A 16,383-nucleotide genomic window follows, 5' to 3' on the forward strand; every position below is an offset into this window, starting at 1 on the left:
TGTCGGCTACTTGTCGCCGATATCGGCGAGTCTCGCTTCCTCGTCCGCCTGGATGCACGATTCGATGACCGCGTCGAGCGCGCCGTTCATGACCGCGTCCAGGTTGTACGCCTTGTACCCGGTGCGGTGGTCGGCGATGCGGTTCTCCGGGAAGTTGTAGGTTCGGATGCGTTCCGAGCGGTCCATGGTGCGAATCTGGCTCTTGCGGACATCGGACGCCGCGGCCGCAAGCTCCTCCTGCTGCCGCGCGAGCAGGCGAGCGCGGAGCACGCGCATGCCCGCCTCGCGGTTCTGCAGCTGGCTCTTCTCGTTCTGCATCGACACGACGATGCCGGTCGGCACGTGGGTGATGCGCACCGCAGAGTCGGTCGTGTTGACCGACTGGCCACCGGGACCGCTCGAGCGGTAGACGTCGATCTTGAGGTCGTTCTGGTTGATCTCGACCTCTTCCGGCTCGTCCACCTCCGGGAAGACCAGCACACCGGTCGTCGAGGTGTGGATGCGCCCCTGTGACTCTGTCACCGGGACGCGCTGCACGCGGTGCACGCCGCCCTCGTACTTGAGGTGCGCCCAGGCGCCCTGCGAGGGGTCGCTCGCGTTGGACTTGATCGCGAGCTGTACGTCCTTGTAGCCGCCGAGGTCGCTTTCGTTGCGATCGAGCAGCTCGGTCTTCCAGCCCTTGGACTCTGCGTAGTGCAGGTACATGCGCAGCAGGTCGGCCGCGAACAGCGCGCTCTCGGCACCGCCCTCGCCGCCCTTGATCTCCATGATCACGTCACGGCCGTCATCCGGGTCCCTGGGGATCAGCAATCGGCGCAGCTTCTCCTGCGCGACCCGCTGGGCCTCCTCGAGGGATGGGACCTCTTCAGCGAACGCTGCGTCCTCTTTGGCGAGTTCGCGCGCCGCGGCGAGGTCCTCCCCCGCCTGAATCCAGTGCTCGTGGGCAGCCTTGATCTGGCTGAGCTCGGCGTAGCGCCGGTTGATCTTTTTCGCCCTGGCCGCATCCGCGTGAACGGCGGGATCCGAGAGTTGCCTCTGCAGGTCCTCATGCTCGGCCAGCAGCGATGCCACTGACTCGAACATGCCGGTTAGTCGTCCTTCGATCCGGGTGACGGCATCGACTTCTGCACCTGCATCAGGAACTCGACGTTGCTCGAGGTGTCCTTCAACCGGCCGAGCACGAGCTCGAGCGCGGCCTGGGTGTCGAGTCCGGCGAGGGCGCGGCGCAGCTTCCAGACGATCTTGGTCTCGTCAACACCCATGAGCATTTCCTCACGACGGGTGCCGGATGCGTTGACGTCGACCGCGGGGAAGATGCGCTTGTCGGCGAGCTGACGCGAGAGGCGCAGCTCCATGTTGCCGGTGCCCTTGAACTCCTCGAAGATGACCTCGTCCATTTTGGAGCCGGTCTCCACAAGCGCCGTCGCGAGGATTGTCAGCGAGCCGCCGTCCTCGATGTTGCGCGCGGCGCCGAAGAAGCGCTTCGGCGGGTACAGCGCCGACGAGTCCACTCCACCGGAGAGGATGCGTCCGGATGCCGGTGCTGCCAGGTTGTAGGCGCGGCCGAGACGAGTGATCGAGTCGAGCAGCACGACGACGTCGTGGCCGAGCTCGACCAGGCGCTTGGCACGCTCGATGGCGAGCTCCGCGACGGTCGTGTGGTCCTCAGCGGGGCGGTCGAAGGTGGAGGCGATGACCTCACCCTTGACGGTGCGCTGCATGTCGGTGACCTCTTCCGGTCGCTCGTCGACGAGCACGACCATGAGGTGCACCTCTGGGTTGTTCTTGGTGATCGCGTTGGCGATCGCCTGCAGCACGAGGGTCTTGCCTGCCTTCGGCGGCGAGACGATCAGTCCGCGCTGGCCCTTGCCGATCGGGGAGACCAGGTCGATGATGCGCGTCGTGAGCTTGTTCGGCTCCGTCTCGAGGCGCAGGCGCTCGGCCGGGTACAGCGGGGTGAGCTTGCCGAATTCGACGCGCTCCGCGAGCGAGTCGAGCGGCATGCCGTTGACCGAGTCGATCTTGACGATCGCATTGTACTTCTGGCGGCTGGTGTTCTCGCCCTCACGCGGCTGGCGGATGGCGCCGACCACAGCGTCACCCTTGCGCAGGTTGTACTTCTTGACCTGGCCGAGCGAGACGTACACGTCGTTGTTGCCGGGCAGGTAGCCGCTGGTGCGCACGAATGCGTAGTTGTCGAGCACGTCGAGGATGCCCGCGACGGGGATGAGGACGTCGTCCTCGCTCAGCTCCGGTTCGAGGTCGTCGCCGCCACCCTGGCCGCGACGCTTGCGGTCGCGGTAACGGCTGCGGCCGCTGCGCTCGGTCTCACCGTCGCCGTGGCCACGGTCCTGACGCTCGCCCTGCTGCTGACGGTCGGTCTGCTGCTGCTGCTGCTGGCGATCCTGGCGGTCGCCCTGCTGGCGCTCACCCTGCTGGCGCTCGCCCTGCTGGCGCTCACCCTGCTGGCGATCGCCGCCGCCGCGGCGGTTGCGGTTGCGGCCGCGGCGCGGCTGCTCCTCGCCACCCTCGCCGGCCTCGGCACCCTCGGCTTCGCCATCGGTCGGGATGCTGACGCCGGTCTCGCCGTGATTGACGTGGTCTGCGGCCGACTTGCGTCCGCGCTGCTGGGCCGGCTCGGCCGCAGCGGTGTCGGCGGCCTCTGCCTGCTCGGCGACGACGGTGTCGGTGCCGGCCGCTTCTGCTGGAGCGGGCGGCGTGGTCTGCTCTGCGGCGGGCGCCTCGGTCGTCGTGATGACTCCCGCAGCTGCCGTGGCGCGACGCGGGGCACGCTTGCGCGGCGCTGCAGCCGGGGCCTCCTCGGCAGTGGGCTGCTCGGCAACGGGCTGCTCGGCCGACGGCTCTGCGGCGGGCGCAGGCTCGGTCACGGGCTCGCTCACGGCGGGCTCAGTCGCGGTGGCGACGGCGCCGCCTGCGGACGATTCGGATTCGGGCGCTGAAGCACCGTCCTGGGCCTCGGAGATTTTCTCCACGAGTTCTCCTTTACGAAGTTTGGAGGCACCACTGATGCCGAGCTCGGCCGCGAGAGCCTGAAGCTCGGGCAGGCGCAGTGCTGAAAGCGTGGTGGTACCTGAGTTCGGCGCTGCGGCTCGAACGTTGGATTCGGTCACTGAGAGGATTCCTTCCCCTGCGGACGGCACCTGAAAGTGCTTACGCGCCACGCAGCGGAGCTTGTCGCCTGCCACCACTTACCGGGTACTGTGCGGGATGCTCAGCGGGTGAGGCGGGAGCGAAGCGAATGCGGGGTGATTACGCGATCCGGGAGTTTCCGAACTGGTCGTTAGGCTCTACCGGACGCGTACTCACTGTAGCACCTTTGAAGTCCACGGCCAGCATGAGGGTCTGCCACAGCGATCCGCGCCGCGCTGCGATGAGCTCGGCGGCCTCGAGACGCTGCGCCGGGTCGCTTGAGAGCACCAGGATCGACGGCCCGGATCCGGAGACCACCGCGGCGTGACCTGCCGCGCGCAGTTCGGCCAGCAGCGCCTCGGTGTCAGGCATCGCCGCCGCCCGGTAGCTCTGGTGCAATCGGTCCTCGGTCGCAGCGAACAGCAGTTCAGGACTCTGGACGAGCGCGGCCACCAACAGTGCCGAGCGCGACACGTTGAAGATCGCGTCCTCGTGGGGCACGGATGCCGGACGCAGGCCGCGCGCGACCTCGGTCGACATCGTGTGCTCTGGCACGGCGATGAGCGGCGAGACGCCACGGTGCACGATGAGCTTCTTGTACGCCGGCCCGTCCTCTGTGGTCCATGCGATGGTCAGCCCGCCGAACAGTGCGGGGGCGACGTTGTCCGGATGCCCCTCCAGTTCGGTCGCGATCTTCAGCAGCGTCTGCGGGTCGAACTCGACGTCACCCTCGAGCAGTCCCTTGGCGGCCATGATCCCGGCCACGATCGCCGCACCAGACGAGCCAAGGCCGCGCCCGTGCGGGATCGCATTCTTGGCGACCAGGTGCAGTCCCGGCATCGGGCGGGACACCCGCTCGAAGATCCCTGCGATCGTCCGCACGACAAGGTTCGTCTCGTCGGTGGGCACCTCGCCCTCGCCGACACCATGCACCTCGACGGATGCGCCGGGCGCCTCGCGGGTGGTCACGGTGAGTTCGTCGTACAGCGACAGCGCAAGACCGAGCGTGTCGAATCCCGGCCCCAGGTTCGCAGTGGTCGCGGGAACCTTGACGGTGAGGCTCGTCGGTTGGGGGCCCATCAGGCCTTCTGCAACTCGAGGACCTGCGCCACGGCATCCGTGTCGACCGGCACGACCGTGGGCGTCGCCTCGGTGCCGTCAGCGCCCCGCACTGCCCACTGCGGGTCCTTCAGCCCGTGCCCGGTGACCGTCAGCACTACGGTGGCGCCCGGCGTGATCATCCCGGCCTCCGCGCGTTCGAGCAGGCCCGCGACGCTGATCGCGGAGGCGGGCTCCACGAAGATGCCGACCTCAGCGGAGAGGATGCGGTGCGCCTCGAGGATCTTCTCGTCGGTGATCGCACCGAAGTAGCCGTCGGTGGCTTCGCGCGCCGCGGTCGCGAACTCCCACGATGCGGGGTTGCCGATGCGGATGGCGCTCGCGATGGTGTCCGGGTCCTTGACGACCCGGCCGAGCACGATGGGTGCGCTGCCCGCGGCCTGGAAGCCGAGCATCCGGGGCAGCTTCGTGGTGACGCCGCGCTCCAGTTCCTCGCTGTAGCCGCGGAAGTAGGCGGTGTAGTTGCCCGCGTTGCCGACCGGGACGATGTGGAAGTCCGGGGCGTCGCCGAGCACGTCGACGACCTCGAACGCCGCGGTCTTCTGCCCCTCGATGCGGTCGGGGTTCACCGAGTTCACGAGGTGCACCGGGTAGTTCGCGGACAGGTCACGGGCGATGTCGAGGCAGTCGTCGAAGTTGCCCTGCACCTGGATCAGTTGGGCGTTGTGCGCGATGGCCTGGCTCAGCTTGCCGAGGGCGATCTTGCCCTCCGGCACCAGGACGGCCGCGGTGATGCCCGCGTGAGTCGCGTAGGCGGCGGCGGATGCCGAGGTGTTGCCTGTTGAGGCGCAGATGACCGCCTTGGCGCCGTGCTCGACGGCCTTGGAGATGGCCATCGTCATGCCGCGGTCCTTGAACGACCCGGTCGGGTTCATTCCCTCGAACTTCACCCACACCTTCGCGCCGGTGCGCCGGGAGAGCGCGTCGGCTGGGATGAGCGGGGTGCCTCCCTCACCCAGTGTGACGATGGGTGTTTCGGCGGTGATGTTCAGCCGGTCCGCGTACTCGCGCAGGACGCCGCGCCACTGGTGTGCCACTTCAGGAACCTTCCACTCTCAGAACTGATGTCACGGACCGCACGACGTCGCTGTCAGCCAACGCCGAGACGGTCGCCGCCAGGGCGGCTTCTGTGGCGCGGTGGGTGCCGATCACCAGCGTAGCCGTGGCGGCATCCGTCTCCTCGACCGCCTGCTCGACGGTCTCGAGCGACACGCCGTGTTCGCTGAAGATCGTCGCGACCGCGGCGAGCACGCCCGGCTTGTCGAGCACGTCCAGCCGCACGTTGTACCGCGTGATGATGTCGTCGATCGGAAGGATGGTGAGGTCGGCGCTGTGCGACTCCCCCACGCCGGGACCGCCGATGACATGCCTGCGCGCGGCCGACACCAGGTCGCCGAGCACCGCCGATGCCGTCTCGGTGCCACCGGCGCCAGCGCCGTAGAACATCAGGTCACCGGCGGCCTCGGCCTCGATGAACACGGCGTTCTTTCCACCGTGCACCGCGGCAAGCGGATGCGTGGACGGGATGAGTGCCGGGTACACGCGCGCGGAGACCCCATCGGGCGCGCCGTCTGCGGAGATGCGCTCGCAGATCGCCAGCAGCTTGACGGCGAAGCCCGCCCGGCGGGCCGCCTCCACCTGCTCGAGGGTCACCCCGGTGATGCCCTCGCGGTAGACGCTCTCGATCGGGACGATGGTGTGGAACGCGAGGCCGGCCAGGATCGAGGCCTTCTGCGCCGCATCGTAGCCCTCAATATCAGCGGTGGGGTCGGCTTCGGCATAGCCCAGGTCGGTGGCGACCGCGAGTGCCTGCTCCTGCGACTCGCCGAGGGTCGTCATCCGGTCCAGGATGAAGTTGGTCGTGCCGTTCACGATGCCCATGACGCGGTTGATGTTGTCGCCCGCGAGGCTCTCCCGCAGCGGCCGGATGATCGGGATCGCGCCGGCGACCGCGGCTTCGTAATAGAGCTGCGCGCCCACCTGCTCAGCGGCCTCGAACAGCTCGGCCCCGTGGGTGGCCAGCAGCGCCTTGTTGCCGGTGATGACGTCAGCGCCCGAGTTCAGCGCCTCCAGGATGAGCGTGCGCGCCGGCTCGAGCCCACCGATCAGCTCGATGACGATGTCGGCGCCGACGACCAGCGACTGCGCATCCGTCGTGAACAGTTCTCGGGGCAGGTCGACCGCGCGCTCGGCATCCGGGTTCCGCACCGCGATGCCGACGAGTTCGAGGCCCGCGCCGGCGCGGTCCGCGAGCTCGCGTCCGTTCTCGAGCAGCAGGCGCGCCACCTGAGATCCGACGTTGCCAGCTCCAAGCAGGGCGATGCGCAGGTTGCGGTACTCGATCATTGGGTTCCTTTTCCTTGGTTTCTTTGCGCCGCGCGCGGGTCAGATGCCGGCATCGCGGGCGAGCAGGTCGGCCTCGGTCTCCCCGCGCACGATCACTCGCGCCTCGCCGTCACGCACCGCGACGACCGGTGGCCGTCCGACGTAGTTGTAGTTGCTCGCGAGGGACCAGCAGTACGCCCCGGTGGCGGGCACGGCGAGCAGGTCGCCCGGCGAGACATCCCCGGGGAGGTAGTCCGCGTGCACAACGATATCGCCACTCTCGCAGTGCTTTCCGGCGACACGGACGAGGGCGGCATCGGCATACGAGACCCGACCGGCGATTCGCACCGTGTAGTCAGCGCCGTACAGCGACGACCGCACGTTGTCGCTCATGCCGCCGTCGACGCTCACGTACTTGCGAATGGCGGTGCCGCCGCCCTGCGCGACCTCGACGTCCTTGATGGTGCCGACCTCGTACAGGGTCACCCCGGACGGTCCGATGATGGCGCGGCCAGGTTCGACCGCGATCGCCGGGAGCGGGATGCCCAGGCGCTCGCACTCGTCGGCGACGATGTCGGCGAGGCTGGCTGCGATGTCGCTGAGCGGCACCGGCGCATCGACGCTCGTGTAGGCGATGCCAAAGCCGCCGCCGAGGTTCAGTTCGGGCACCGGGCCGTCGGCCAGGAGTTCGCGGTGCACCTCGAGCAGCCTGCGCGCGGCCTCGGCGAACCCGTCGGTCTCGAAGATCTGCGACCCGATGTGGGAGTGCAGCCCGAGGAAGTCCAGTGCGCTGTGCGCGCGGATGCTCGCAACGACCCCCGGGACATCGGCGAGCGGGATCCCGAACTTCTGGTCCTCGCGCGCGGTCGCCAGGTAGTCGTGTGTCTGAGCGTGCACGCCGCTGTTGACCCGCAGCCTGACACGCTGGGTGCGGCCGTGCCGAAACGCTGCCTCGGCGACCCGTTCGATCTCCTGCACGCTGTCGATGACGATGACCCCGAGCCCCACCGACACTGCGCGGTCGATCTCGGCGAGCGACTTGTTGTTGCCGTGGAAGCCCAGGCGGGAGGGCGAGATCCCCGCGGCGAGCGCGACCGCGAGCTCTCCCCCGGTGCACACGTCGAGGTGCAGGCCCGCCGCATCCACCCAGCGGGCGATCTCCGCGGACAGGAACGCCTTGCCCGCGTAGTACACGGTCGCGCTGCCGCCGCGCCGCTCGAACTCGCGCGTGAAGGCGTCGCGCGCCTCCTGTGCGCGGGCACGGGCATCCGCCTCGTCGACCACGTAGAGAGGGGTGCCGAAGCGGGCCGCCAGTTCGTGTGCGCGGACGCCCGCGAGCTCCAGTTCGCCGTCGGTGGTGCGCGCGGCGCCGCGTGGCCAGACCGCTTCGGCGAGGGCGTTGGCGTCGGCGGGCACATCGAGCCAGCTCGGGGCAAGCGGGTTGACGGTCACGTGCACCTTTCGGCGGGGAGGGTGGGCTGCTGTCAGGCGACGGGTGCCGGCACGGCTGAGACGGTGCGGTCGATGGTGCACTGGCCGAGCACGCGGGTGCCGATGTACACGACCGCGGTCTGGCCTGGCGCGACACCGCCGAGCGGCTCCCGCGGGGTGATGACCAGTTCGCCGTCGCGCAGCTGCGCGGTCGCGGGGACCGGGTCGGCGTGGGCACGGATCTGCACGTCGCAGTCGAACGGTTCCTCGGCGCCGAGGGGACCAAGGCCGGCCCAGCTGTACTTGCTGCCAGCCAGCTCGGAGACGTCGAGCGCTTCCTTCGGTCCGACGACGACCTCGTTGGTCTTGGGCCGCACCTCGACCACGAAGCGGGGCTTGCCGTCGTCGGCCGGGTAGCCGATGTTGAGACCCTTCCGCTGGCCAACGGTGAACGCGTGGGCACCCGGATGCGTGCCGAGCTTATTGCCGCTGCGGTCCAGGATGTCCCCCTCGGCGGCGCCCACCTTGTCGGCGAGCCAGCCGCGAGTGTCGCCATCCGGGATGAAGCAGATGTCGTGGCTGTCGGGCTTGTTCGCCACCGCCAGCCCGCGCCGCGTGGCCTCCGCGCGCACGTCGGCCTTGCTCGGGGTGTCGCCGAGCGGGAACATCGCGTGCTCGAGCTGCTCGGCCGTCAGCACGCCGAGCACGTAGGACTGGTCCTTGGCCCAGGCGGCCGCGCGGTGCAGTTCGCGGTTGCCGTCGGCATCGGTCAGGATGCTCGCGTAGTGGCCGGTGCACACCGCGTCGAAGCCGAGGCTCAGCGCCTTCTCGAGCAGGGCGGCGAACTTGATGCGCTCGTTGCAGCGCATGCATGGGTTGGGCGTGCGGCCCGCGCTGTACTCGGCGATGAAGTCGTCGACGACATCCAGCTTGAAGCGTTCGGAGAAGTCCCACACGTAGTACGGGATGCCGATGATGTTGGCGGCGCGCTGGGCATCCATCGAGTCCTCGATGGTGCAGCAGCCGCGGCTTCCCGTGCGCAGCGTCCCTGGCATCCGGGACAGCGCCAGGTGCACGCCGACAACCTCGTGGCCCGCTTCGACGGCGCGCGCAGCAGCCACCGCGGAGTCGACGCCGCCGCTCATCGCTGCGAGAACCTTCATGCCTTCAAGTGTAGGCGGGTGCTCCTGAGGCGTCTCACGGGATATCGGTGAGGGTCTTCTCCACCGAGCCGAGGCGCGCGTCGATCGCGTCGAGCCGTTCGGCCAGGCGCTCGTTGGCCCGCGTGTTCTCTTCGAGCGCTTGAGTCGCGCGACTCCTGCCGCGCGCCAACTCGCTCGTGATCGTGATGACGCCGCCGACGATGATCGCGACGATGATGATCCAGGCGAACCAGGGGATGTATTCCATCAGGTGCTGTCCTTCTGTTGTGTGGTTGATTTCGCGCCCGTTCCGGACATTGGCGCCCGTTGCGCGGGGCGCGGATGTCCGGAAGGGGTGCGGTCGGGGTGGTCGACGGCCGCGACTATCGCGTCAGCGTCGAGGGTCACGGAGAACGGGACGACCTCGAAGAACTTGAGCGCCTTGCCGTCGGCCCCCAACTCCAGTTCTCCGCTGACGAATCCGGCCTCCTCGAGCTTGCTCAGGTGCATGTAGAGGAGCGCGCGCGACATCTCGACGCGACGCGCGAGTTCGCTCACGTGGAGGCGCTGCCCCGCGAGGGTCGCGATGATGCGCATGCGCTGCGGGCTCGCGATGGCCGCAAGTCGCGTGCTGAGCGTTTCCGCGTCCATGATCCCCTTACACCTGTCAGTAAGAACTTACAGGTGAGGCGACCTGCGATCCAAATCCACCCGCCGAAGACTGCGTCTTCCGGTCGCACCGCATCCCCCGCCTCGCGCGGTGTCTCTTTCGTGCGCTGGTGTTGCAACACCCGCGCGTGGATGGAACACCCGCGCGACCGGTCGGGGCGAGCGGGTGCGGCCGCCTCAGCCTCAGCCGAGCGCGGAGACGATCGCGTCTCCGAGTTCCTTCGGCTTGGTGAACTGCGGCCAGTGGCCGGTCGGGAGGTCGATGTAGCTCACGTCACGGATTTTCGACAGCTCTCGCGTGTACGGGTGGTCCTTGGTGATGAGGTCCTTCAGCATCGCGCTGGGGAACTCGCATGCAATGACCGTGACCGGCACGTCGTAACGGCGCTCGTCGGTCAGGCGCTGCTGATCGCTCGCGACCCGCGCGGGCGATGGGATCGACCGCTCGCGGAACATCGCCCGGAGCTCGTCGTTCAGGTCGACCAGGTCTTCGTCGTCGAAGACCTCCCAGGCCGGCAGCGGCAGGTCCACTCCCTCTGTTGGCAGCTCGTCGTTGATCACTCCGCCGTCACCGAGCGGTCCAGCGTCCACATAGACGACCCGCTCGATCCGGTCCGGGCGAGCGTCGGCCACCGCGTGCGCGATCGCCCCGCCGCCGGAGTGACCGACCAGCACAACCTTGCCCTCGGACGCATCGAGAGAGTCGACGAATCGCACAACCGCGTCGACGTGGTCGCGCAGGCCGATGCCGGAGCGGTCGGCATCCTTCGATTCCATCCCGGGCAGCGTGAGCGGGTAGGTGCGATGTCCGGCGGCCTGCAGTGCTGGAAGGACCTCGTCCCACGTCGACGCGTCAAGCCAGAGACCGGGGATCAGAATGAGGTTCATGTGCCGAACCTAGACCTTGCCACCGACAGCGGAAAGGGGCGGATTCTCAGCCGCCGAGCGACGGTGTCCGCGCGGCGAGGCCGGCGCGGGAGGCTCGGGAATGGGCATCCGGGAGCGCATTCAGGAGCGCGTCGACATCGGCCGCGGTCGAGGAGTGGCCAAGCGTGAACCGCAGCGCGCCGCGCGCGTCGTCTTCGGCGAGCCCCATGCCGAGCAGCACGTGCGAGGCCTCTGGGATGCCGGCCTGGCATGCCGAGCCCGTGCTCACCGCAACGCCGGCGGCGTCCAGCAGGAACAGCAGCGAGTCGCCCTCGCAGCCCGGGAAGGTGAAGTGCGCGTTGTTGTCCAGCCGGTTCACCGGATCGCCGCGCAGCTCCGCGGACGGCACTGCCGCGCGCACGCCGTCGATGAGTCGGTCCCGCAACGGTGACAGCTCGGCCACCGGATGCCGGGCGGCGACTCCAAACGCGACAGCCGCTGGCGCATCCTGCGTGCCGCTGCGCACGTGCCGCTGCTGCCCGCCGCCGTGGATGAGCGCCTCGATGCTGGCGGTGCGGGACAGCACGAGGGCGCCGATGCCCATCGGGCCGCCGATCTTGTGCGCGGATACCGACAGTGCCGCCAGGCCGCTGGATGCGAAGTCAATCGTCAGGTGCCGGTAGGCGGCGACCGCGTCGGCATGCACAGGGACACCGCGCCCTTCGGCGAGCGCGGTCGCTTCGGCGATCGGCTGGATGGTGCCGACCTCGTTGTTCGCCCAGAGCAGGGTGAGCAGGGCGATGTCGTCGTGGCGCTCGAGAGCTTCCGCGAGGGCGGTCAGCTCGAGCCGACCGTGACCGTCGATCGGGAGCCATTCGATGATCGCCCGGTCGTGCTTCGCAAGCCATTCGACGGTGTCCACGGTCGCGTGGTGCTCTCCGCGCGGGACCAGGATGCGCGGGCGTGTCCCGTCCGCGTTGCGTGCCCAGTACAGGCCTTTGATGGCGAGGTTCACCGATTCGGTGCCGCCCGAGGTGAACACCACTTCGATGGGCGTCGCCCCGAGCGATGCCGCGACCGCCTCGCGCCCGTCCTCCAGCATCCGTTTCGCGTTCTGCCCCGCGCTGTGGATCGACGACGGGTTGCCGACCACCGCGAGCGCGTCGGTGTAGGCCGCGATCGCCTCCGGCAGCAGCGGGGTCGTCGCGGCGTGGTCGAGATAGACCACCATCGCGCACCTCCTCACCGCGGGCTCCGAGCGGATTCGCCCAAGATTCGACTCATTTACTCTAGAACGATGCCCCTCACCGAAAGCCTCGAATCCGACACTCTGCGAGACCTCGGGGTGCGGGTGGATGCCGACGGCGGTGAGGTGCGGGTCTTCTCGGCCAACGCGGACGCGATCGAGTTGTGCCTGTTCGACGAGAAGGACCCGACCTGGGTCGCCGAGCGCGTCCCGCTTGTCAGGGGCGAGGACGCGGTGTGGTCGGCCCGGTCACCGCTGCTGACCGCGGGCAGGCGCTACTCGCTGCGGGCAAACGGCCCGGAGTCCCCGGGCAACCGCTTCGACCCAGAGCTCCACCTCATCGACCCGTACGCGCGCGGGCTCACCCGCACGGGCTCCGGCGACTGGCGCGCCACCGTGGTCGATGACCACTTCGACTGGGGCGGCATCCAGAAGCCGGAAACACCGCTGGATAAGACCGTCATCTATGAGACCCACGCGAGAGGTCTGACCAAGCTCAACCCGGCGGTGCCGCAGGAACTGCGCGGCACCTACGCGGGGCTCGCACACGAGAGCACCATCGCATACTTGAAGGATCTCGGTGTCACGGCCCTCGAACTGCTCCCCGTGCACCAGTTCGTGACCGAGCAGCGCCTGGTGAAGCTCGGGCTCAGCAACTACTGGGGCTACAACACACTGAACTTCTTCACCCCGCACGCGGCGTGGGCGTCCGCACGCGCGCAGGCGGAGGGTCCGGCCGCGGTGCTGCGCGAGTTCAAGGGGATGGTGCGGATTTTGCACGAGGCGGGGCTCGAAGTGATCCTCGACGTCGTCTACAACCACACCGCAGAGGAGGGCATCGGCGGCCCGACCACGAGCCTGCGCGGCCTCGATAACGCCACCTATTACCGGCAGAACGCCGACGGCGAGTACGTCGACTACACCGGATGCGGGAACACCCTGAACACGTCGACCACGGCCGCTCAGCGACTCGTGCTGGATTCGCTGCGCTACTGGGCGAACGAGGTGCAGGTCGATGGCTTCCGCTTCGACCTCGCCGTGGCTCTCGCGCGCAACGCCCACGGCGAATTCGACCCCGCGCACCCGCTGCTGACCGCCATCCGGGACGACCCGGCGCTGGCCGGTGTCAAGCTGATCGCGGAGCCGTGGGATGTCGGCCATGACGGCTGGAAGACGGGCGGCTTCCCGGATGGCTGGCTCGAGTGGAACGACAGGTTCCGGGACCAGTCGCGGGACTTCTGGCTCGGCGACATCGCTCACGCGCGAGCTCACGGCGAGGCGCCGCTCGGCATCGGTCGCGCGACGACGCGGTTCAGCGGCTCCGATGACATGTTCGCGACCAAGCGCGGGCCGCTCGCATCCGTCAACTTCATCACCGCGCACGACGGCTTCACGCTCTTCGACCTGACCGCCTACAACGAGAAGCACAACCAGGGCAACGGCGAGGACAACCGGGACGGCACCGACAACAACCGCTCGTTCAATCACGGAGTGGAAGGGCCCACCGATGACCCGGATGTGACGACGGCGCGGCGCAAGGCGGTGCGGAACCTGCTGGCGACGCTGCTGCTGGCAGCGGGAACGCCCATGCTGACGGCGGGCGACGAGCTGGGTCGGACGCAGCGCGGCAACAACAACGCGTACTGCCACGACGATGAGCTCAGCTGGCTGCCGTGGAACCTTCAGGACTGGCAGCGGGACCTGCAGGCGATCACCCGGTCGCTGCTGCGCCTGCGCAGTGAGAACCCGGCGCTGCGCCCGGTGCGGTTCGGCAGCTGGGGAGAAACCGTGCCAAATGCCACCCAGATGGACTGGTACAACGCGAGCGGTGAGGCGATGACGATCGAGGACTGGGACTCCCCCGCGCAGCGCACCCTGCAGTACCTTGCCGCGTCGACATCCGAGGTCGAGGAGTTCAACCGGGTGCTCGTCGTGGTCCAAGGGCTCGAGCGCGAGCAGGAGGTCAGGCTTCCAGCGCACGAGGGTGTCGAGAGCTACACGCTGCTGTTCGACAGTGCTCTGGACATCATCGAGACCGCGACCTACGCACCGGGTGACACCGCGACGATCGCGCCGACGTCGCTGCAGCTGTTCCGCGCCGGCTGATCACCCTCGACCACCGACGGGGCTAGCGCAACGACTTCTGCAGGAAGAGTGTGCCCATCCAACGTTCGAACTTGAAGCCGACCCGGGTCAGGTGACCGTTCCGGACGAAGCCGAAGGACTCGTGCAGCTTCAGCGACCCATCCGCCCCGTGGTCGGCGATCACCGCGATCAGCTCGCGCAAGCCGACCGCCTCGGCCTGCCGGATCAGCTCGGCCAGCAGTACGCGCCCGAGCCCTCTGCCGGTTGCGTCGGGCCGCAGGTAGATGGTGCTCTCCGCGGTGAACCGGTACGCGGCTCGGTCGCGCCACGGGTAGACATACGCGAAACCCAGGATCTCATCATCCGGGCCCTGCGCGACGAGGTAGGGGAAGCCGAGCGCGCCGATCCGCGCGAACTTGTCACGCAGTGTATCCAGCGTCATCGGCTCTTCGTCGAACGTGACGGTCGAGTGTGCGACGTAATGGTTGTAGATGGCGAGCACCTGCGGCAGGTCCTCGTCGCGCGCGTCCCGAAGCCGGTGCTGGAACGGATGCTCCGGCACCGGCTTCTGGTCCGCTTGACGCGGGTCTTCCTCGTGGGGCACGAAATCAGGTTACGTCGCGCCGCCAGGTCGTGAAGTACCCGACCACGGTTGTCAGCAGTGCGATGCCGAGCAGCACCAGCCCGCCTTGCCACCATTCGAGGGGTGTCGCCGTGCCCATGCCGATCGCGCCGTAGAAGCTGGCGCCGACGAGGGCGTCGCTCGCCGCACCCGGCAGGAACCGGCCGACCTCGCCCGCCCACTCCCAGACGCTCGCTGCCGTGCGCAGGATCGGCTCGACGAACTGGGTGAAGGCGACGACGACCACGATCGCTGCGACCTGGCTGGGAATCAACGCGCCGAGACCCACGCCGATGATTGCCCACAGCGCCATCGCGATGACGGCTCGTCCGGCGAGCGCCCAGTTGTCGCTGTCCGCAAGCCCGAGGTCGAAGCCCCCGATGGCGAGCATCGCCGCGCCGAGGCCGATCGAGGCAATGAGCGCGATGACGCCGAAGAGGGCGCCGAATCCGCCGAGCGCGACGATCTTGCCTGCGAGCACGGCGCCGCGCTTCGGCGTGGCGAGGAACGTCGGAGTCAGCGTCTGGTGGCGGACTTCGGATGTCGTGGCGAGCGCTCCAAGGATCACCGGGAACACGTAGCCGATCGAGGTCGCGATGCTGTACACGATCGGCGGCAGCATCTCGTCGGGGATCGCGGGGGTCTGGCCGGTCTCGCCGAGCGCCTCGCCGAGGCCGCCGAAGAGCAGCCCGATGAGTCCCGAGGTGAATCCGACGTAGATGAACATGACCAGCGCCAGGACCCACCACAGGCGGGTGCTCGTCAGCTTGAGCGCTTCAGCGCCGATTGCCCTCAGGGTGTTCATGCGCGCTCCGCCTCTCCGCCAAGCCCTGTGTCGCCGACGATCTCAAGGAACGCCGCCTCGAGCCGGTTGTTCTCCGCTGCCAGTTGGCTGAGCGGCACGTCGGCGCGGTGTGCGATCGCGCCGACTTCTGCCGAGCTGAGCCCGGCGACGGTGAGGGCACCGCCGGCGACGTGCACATCGGCGCCCGCCTGCACGAGCGCCGCCTCGAGGGCGTCACGGTCGGGGGCGTCGACGACGACCCGCGAACCGGTGTCGAGACCGGCGAGGGTGCCTTCGTACATGAGCCGCCCGCGCGAGATGATCACCAGGCGGTCGACGCTCTGCTGCACCTCGCTCAGCAGGTGCGACGAGACGAGGACGGTGCGTCCCTGGCTCGCCATCTCTCGCATGAAGGTGCGGATCCAGCGGATGCCCTCGGGGTCGAGACCGTTGACGGGCTCGTCGAGCACAAGCACGCGGGGGTCACCGAGCAGCGCGAACGCGAGGCCGAGCCGCTGGCGCATGCCGAGTGAGTAACCGCCGACGCGCCGGTCGGCGAAGGTCTCCAGCCCAACCAGGCGAAGTGCTTCGTCGATGCGGGACTTCCGGATGCCCGCTGCCGCGGCGTAGACGGCCAAATGGCCGCGCGCGCTGCGCCCGGGGTGGAAACTCGACGCCTCCAGAGCGGTGCCGACGGTTTCGAACGGGGAGGCGAGGTCGCGATAGGCGACGCCGCCGAAGGTTGCAGTTCCTGAGGTTGGTCGCACGAGCCCGAGCAGCATCCGGAGTGTCGTCGTCTTCCCAGCGCCGTTCGGCCCCAGGAAACCGGTCACTTGACCGGGCTCGACGGTGAAACTGAGGTCACTCACGGCGTGCACCGACCCGAAGCTCTTGGTGAGCCCCCGGAATTCGATAGTTGTGCTAGTTGCCATAGAACAAGTAT

General features: G+C 68.6%; 15 protein-coding genes. 1 reads left to right on the top strand and 14 read right to left on the bottom strand.

Annotation, left to right across the window (positions count from 1 at the left end):
- Positions 1-6: 6 nt before the first annotated feature.
- The 11 genes from prfA to IRG63_RS00345 all read right to left on the bottom strand — a co-directional run bounded on the left by prfA (position 7) and on the right by IRG63_RS00345 (position 11,934).
- On the bottom strand, positions 7-1,083 hold the full coding sequence (gene prfA / locus IRG63_RS00295; RefSeq protein WP_193508838.1) for a peptide chain release factor 1: 1,077 nt from the start codon (positions 1,081-1,083) through the stop codon (positions 7-9).
- Between the two features lie 5 nt (positions 1,084-1,088).
- Complete coding sequence (rho, locus tag IRG63_RS00300) at positions 1,089-3,131, bottom strand: transcription termination factor Rho (RefSeq protein ID WP_193508839.1); 2,043 nt, start codon at positions 3,129-3,131, stop codon at positions 1,089-1,091.
- Positions 3,132-3,270: 139 nt separating this feature from the next.
- On the bottom strand, positions 3,271-4,230 hold the full coding sequence (thrB, locus tag IRG63_RS00305; protein ID WP_168627871.1) for a homoserine kinase: 960 nt from the start codon (positions 4,228-4,230) through the stop codon (positions 3,271-3,273).
- Complete coding sequence (gene thrC, locus IRG63_RS00310; protein WP_193508840.1) at positions 4,230-5,306, bottom strand: threonine synthase; 1,077 nt, start codon at positions 5,304-5,306, stop codon at positions 4,230-4,232. Before thrC ends, thrB begins: the two co-directional genes overlap by 1 nt.
- Position 5,307: 1 nt before the next feature.
- Positions 5,308-6,615, bottom strand: coding sequence for a homoserine dehydrogenase (locus tag IRG63_RS00315; RefSeq protein ID WP_193508841.1), 1,308 nt, complete (start codon positions 6,613-6,615; stop codon positions 5,308-5,310).
- A gap of 39 nt (positions 6,616-6,654) precedes the next feature.
- Positions 6,655-8,046, bottom strand: a complete 1,392-nt coding sequence (gene lysA / locus IRG63_RS00320; RefSeq protein WP_193508843.1) for a diaminopimelate decarboxylase — start codon at positions 8,044-8,046, stop codon at positions 6,655-6,657.
- A 32-nt stretch (positions 8,047-8,078) separates the two neighbouring features.
- The gene (gene mnmA, locus IRG63_RS00325; protein ID WP_193508844.1) at positions 8,079-9,188 is read right to left on the bottom strand and encodes a tRNA 2-thiouridine(34) synthase MnmA; all 1,110 of its coding nucleotides are present in this window, start codon (positions 9,186-9,188) and stop codon (positions 8,079-8,081) included.
- 34 nt (positions 9,189-9,222) lie between these two features.
- A complete protein-coding gene (locus IRG63_RS00330) occupies positions 9,223-9,435 on the bottom strand; it encodes a hypothetical protein (protein ID WP_168627876.1) in 213 nt (70 codons plus the stop codon).
- Positions 9,435-9,818: a winged helix-turn-helix domain-containing protein gene (locus IRG63_RS00335; RefSeq protein ID WP_168627877.1), complete on the bottom strand. Its 384-nt coding sequence runs from the start codon at positions 9,816-9,818 to the stop codon at positions 9,435-9,437. The genes IRG63_RS00330 and IRG63_RS00335 overlap by 1 nt, the downstream gene beginning before the upstream one ends.
- 201 nt (positions 9,819-10,019) lie before the next feature.
- On the bottom strand, positions 10,020-10,724 hold the full coding sequence (locus IRG63_RS00340) for an alpha/beta fold hydrolase (RefSeq protein ID WP_193508845.1): 705 nt from the start codon (positions 10,722-10,724) through the stop codon (positions 10,020-10,022).
- 46 nt (positions 10,725-10,770) lie between these two features.
- Entirely contained in the window at positions 10,771-11,934 is a 1,164-nt protein-coding gene (locus IRG63_RS00345) for a cysteine desulfurase family protein (protein ID WP_193508846.1), read from the bottom strand.
- A 66-nt stretch (positions 11,935-12,000) separates the two neighbouring features.
- On the opposite strand from IRG63_RS00345, the gene glgX reads away from it, so the two are divergent.
- Entirely contained in the window at positions 12,001-14,055 is a 2,055-nt protein-coding gene (glgX, locus tag IRG63_RS00350) for a glycogen debranching protein GlgX (RefSeq protein WP_193508848.1), read from the top strand.
- Between the two features lie 22 nt (positions 14,056-14,077).
- On the opposite strand, the gene IRG63_RS00355 is transcribed toward glgX, so the two are convergent.
- Genes IRG63_RS00355 through IRG63_RS00365 form a run of 3 tightly spaced genes read right to left on the bottom strand, consistent with a single transcriptional unit; the run spans position 14,078 to position 16,372 of the window.
- Complete coding sequence (locus IRG63_RS00355; protein WP_168627881.1) at positions 14,078-14,638, bottom strand: GNAT family N-acetyltransferase; 561 nt, start codon at positions 14,636-14,638, stop codon at positions 14,078-14,080.
- Positions 14,639-14,642: 4 nt separating this feature from the next.
- A complete protein-coding gene (locus tag IRG63_RS00360) occupies positions 14,643-15,461 on the bottom strand; it encodes an ABC transporter permease (RefSeq protein ID WP_168627882.1) in 819 nt (272 codons plus the stop codon).
- Positions 15,458-16,372, bottom strand: a complete 915-nt coding sequence (locus tag IRG63_RS00365) for an ABC transporter ATP-binding protein (protein ID WP_168627883.1) — start codon at positions 16,370-16,372, stop codon at positions 15,458-15,460. Before IRG63_RS00365 ends, IRG63_RS00360 begins: the two co-directional genes overlap by 4 nt.
- Positions 16,373-16,383 lie beyond the last annotated feature (11 nt).

It is taken from the genome of Cryobacterium sp. BB736, assembly GCF_014980265.1.
Classification (GTDB): Bacteria; Actinomycetota; Actinomycetes; order Actinomycetales; family Microbacteriaceae; genus Terrimesophilobacter.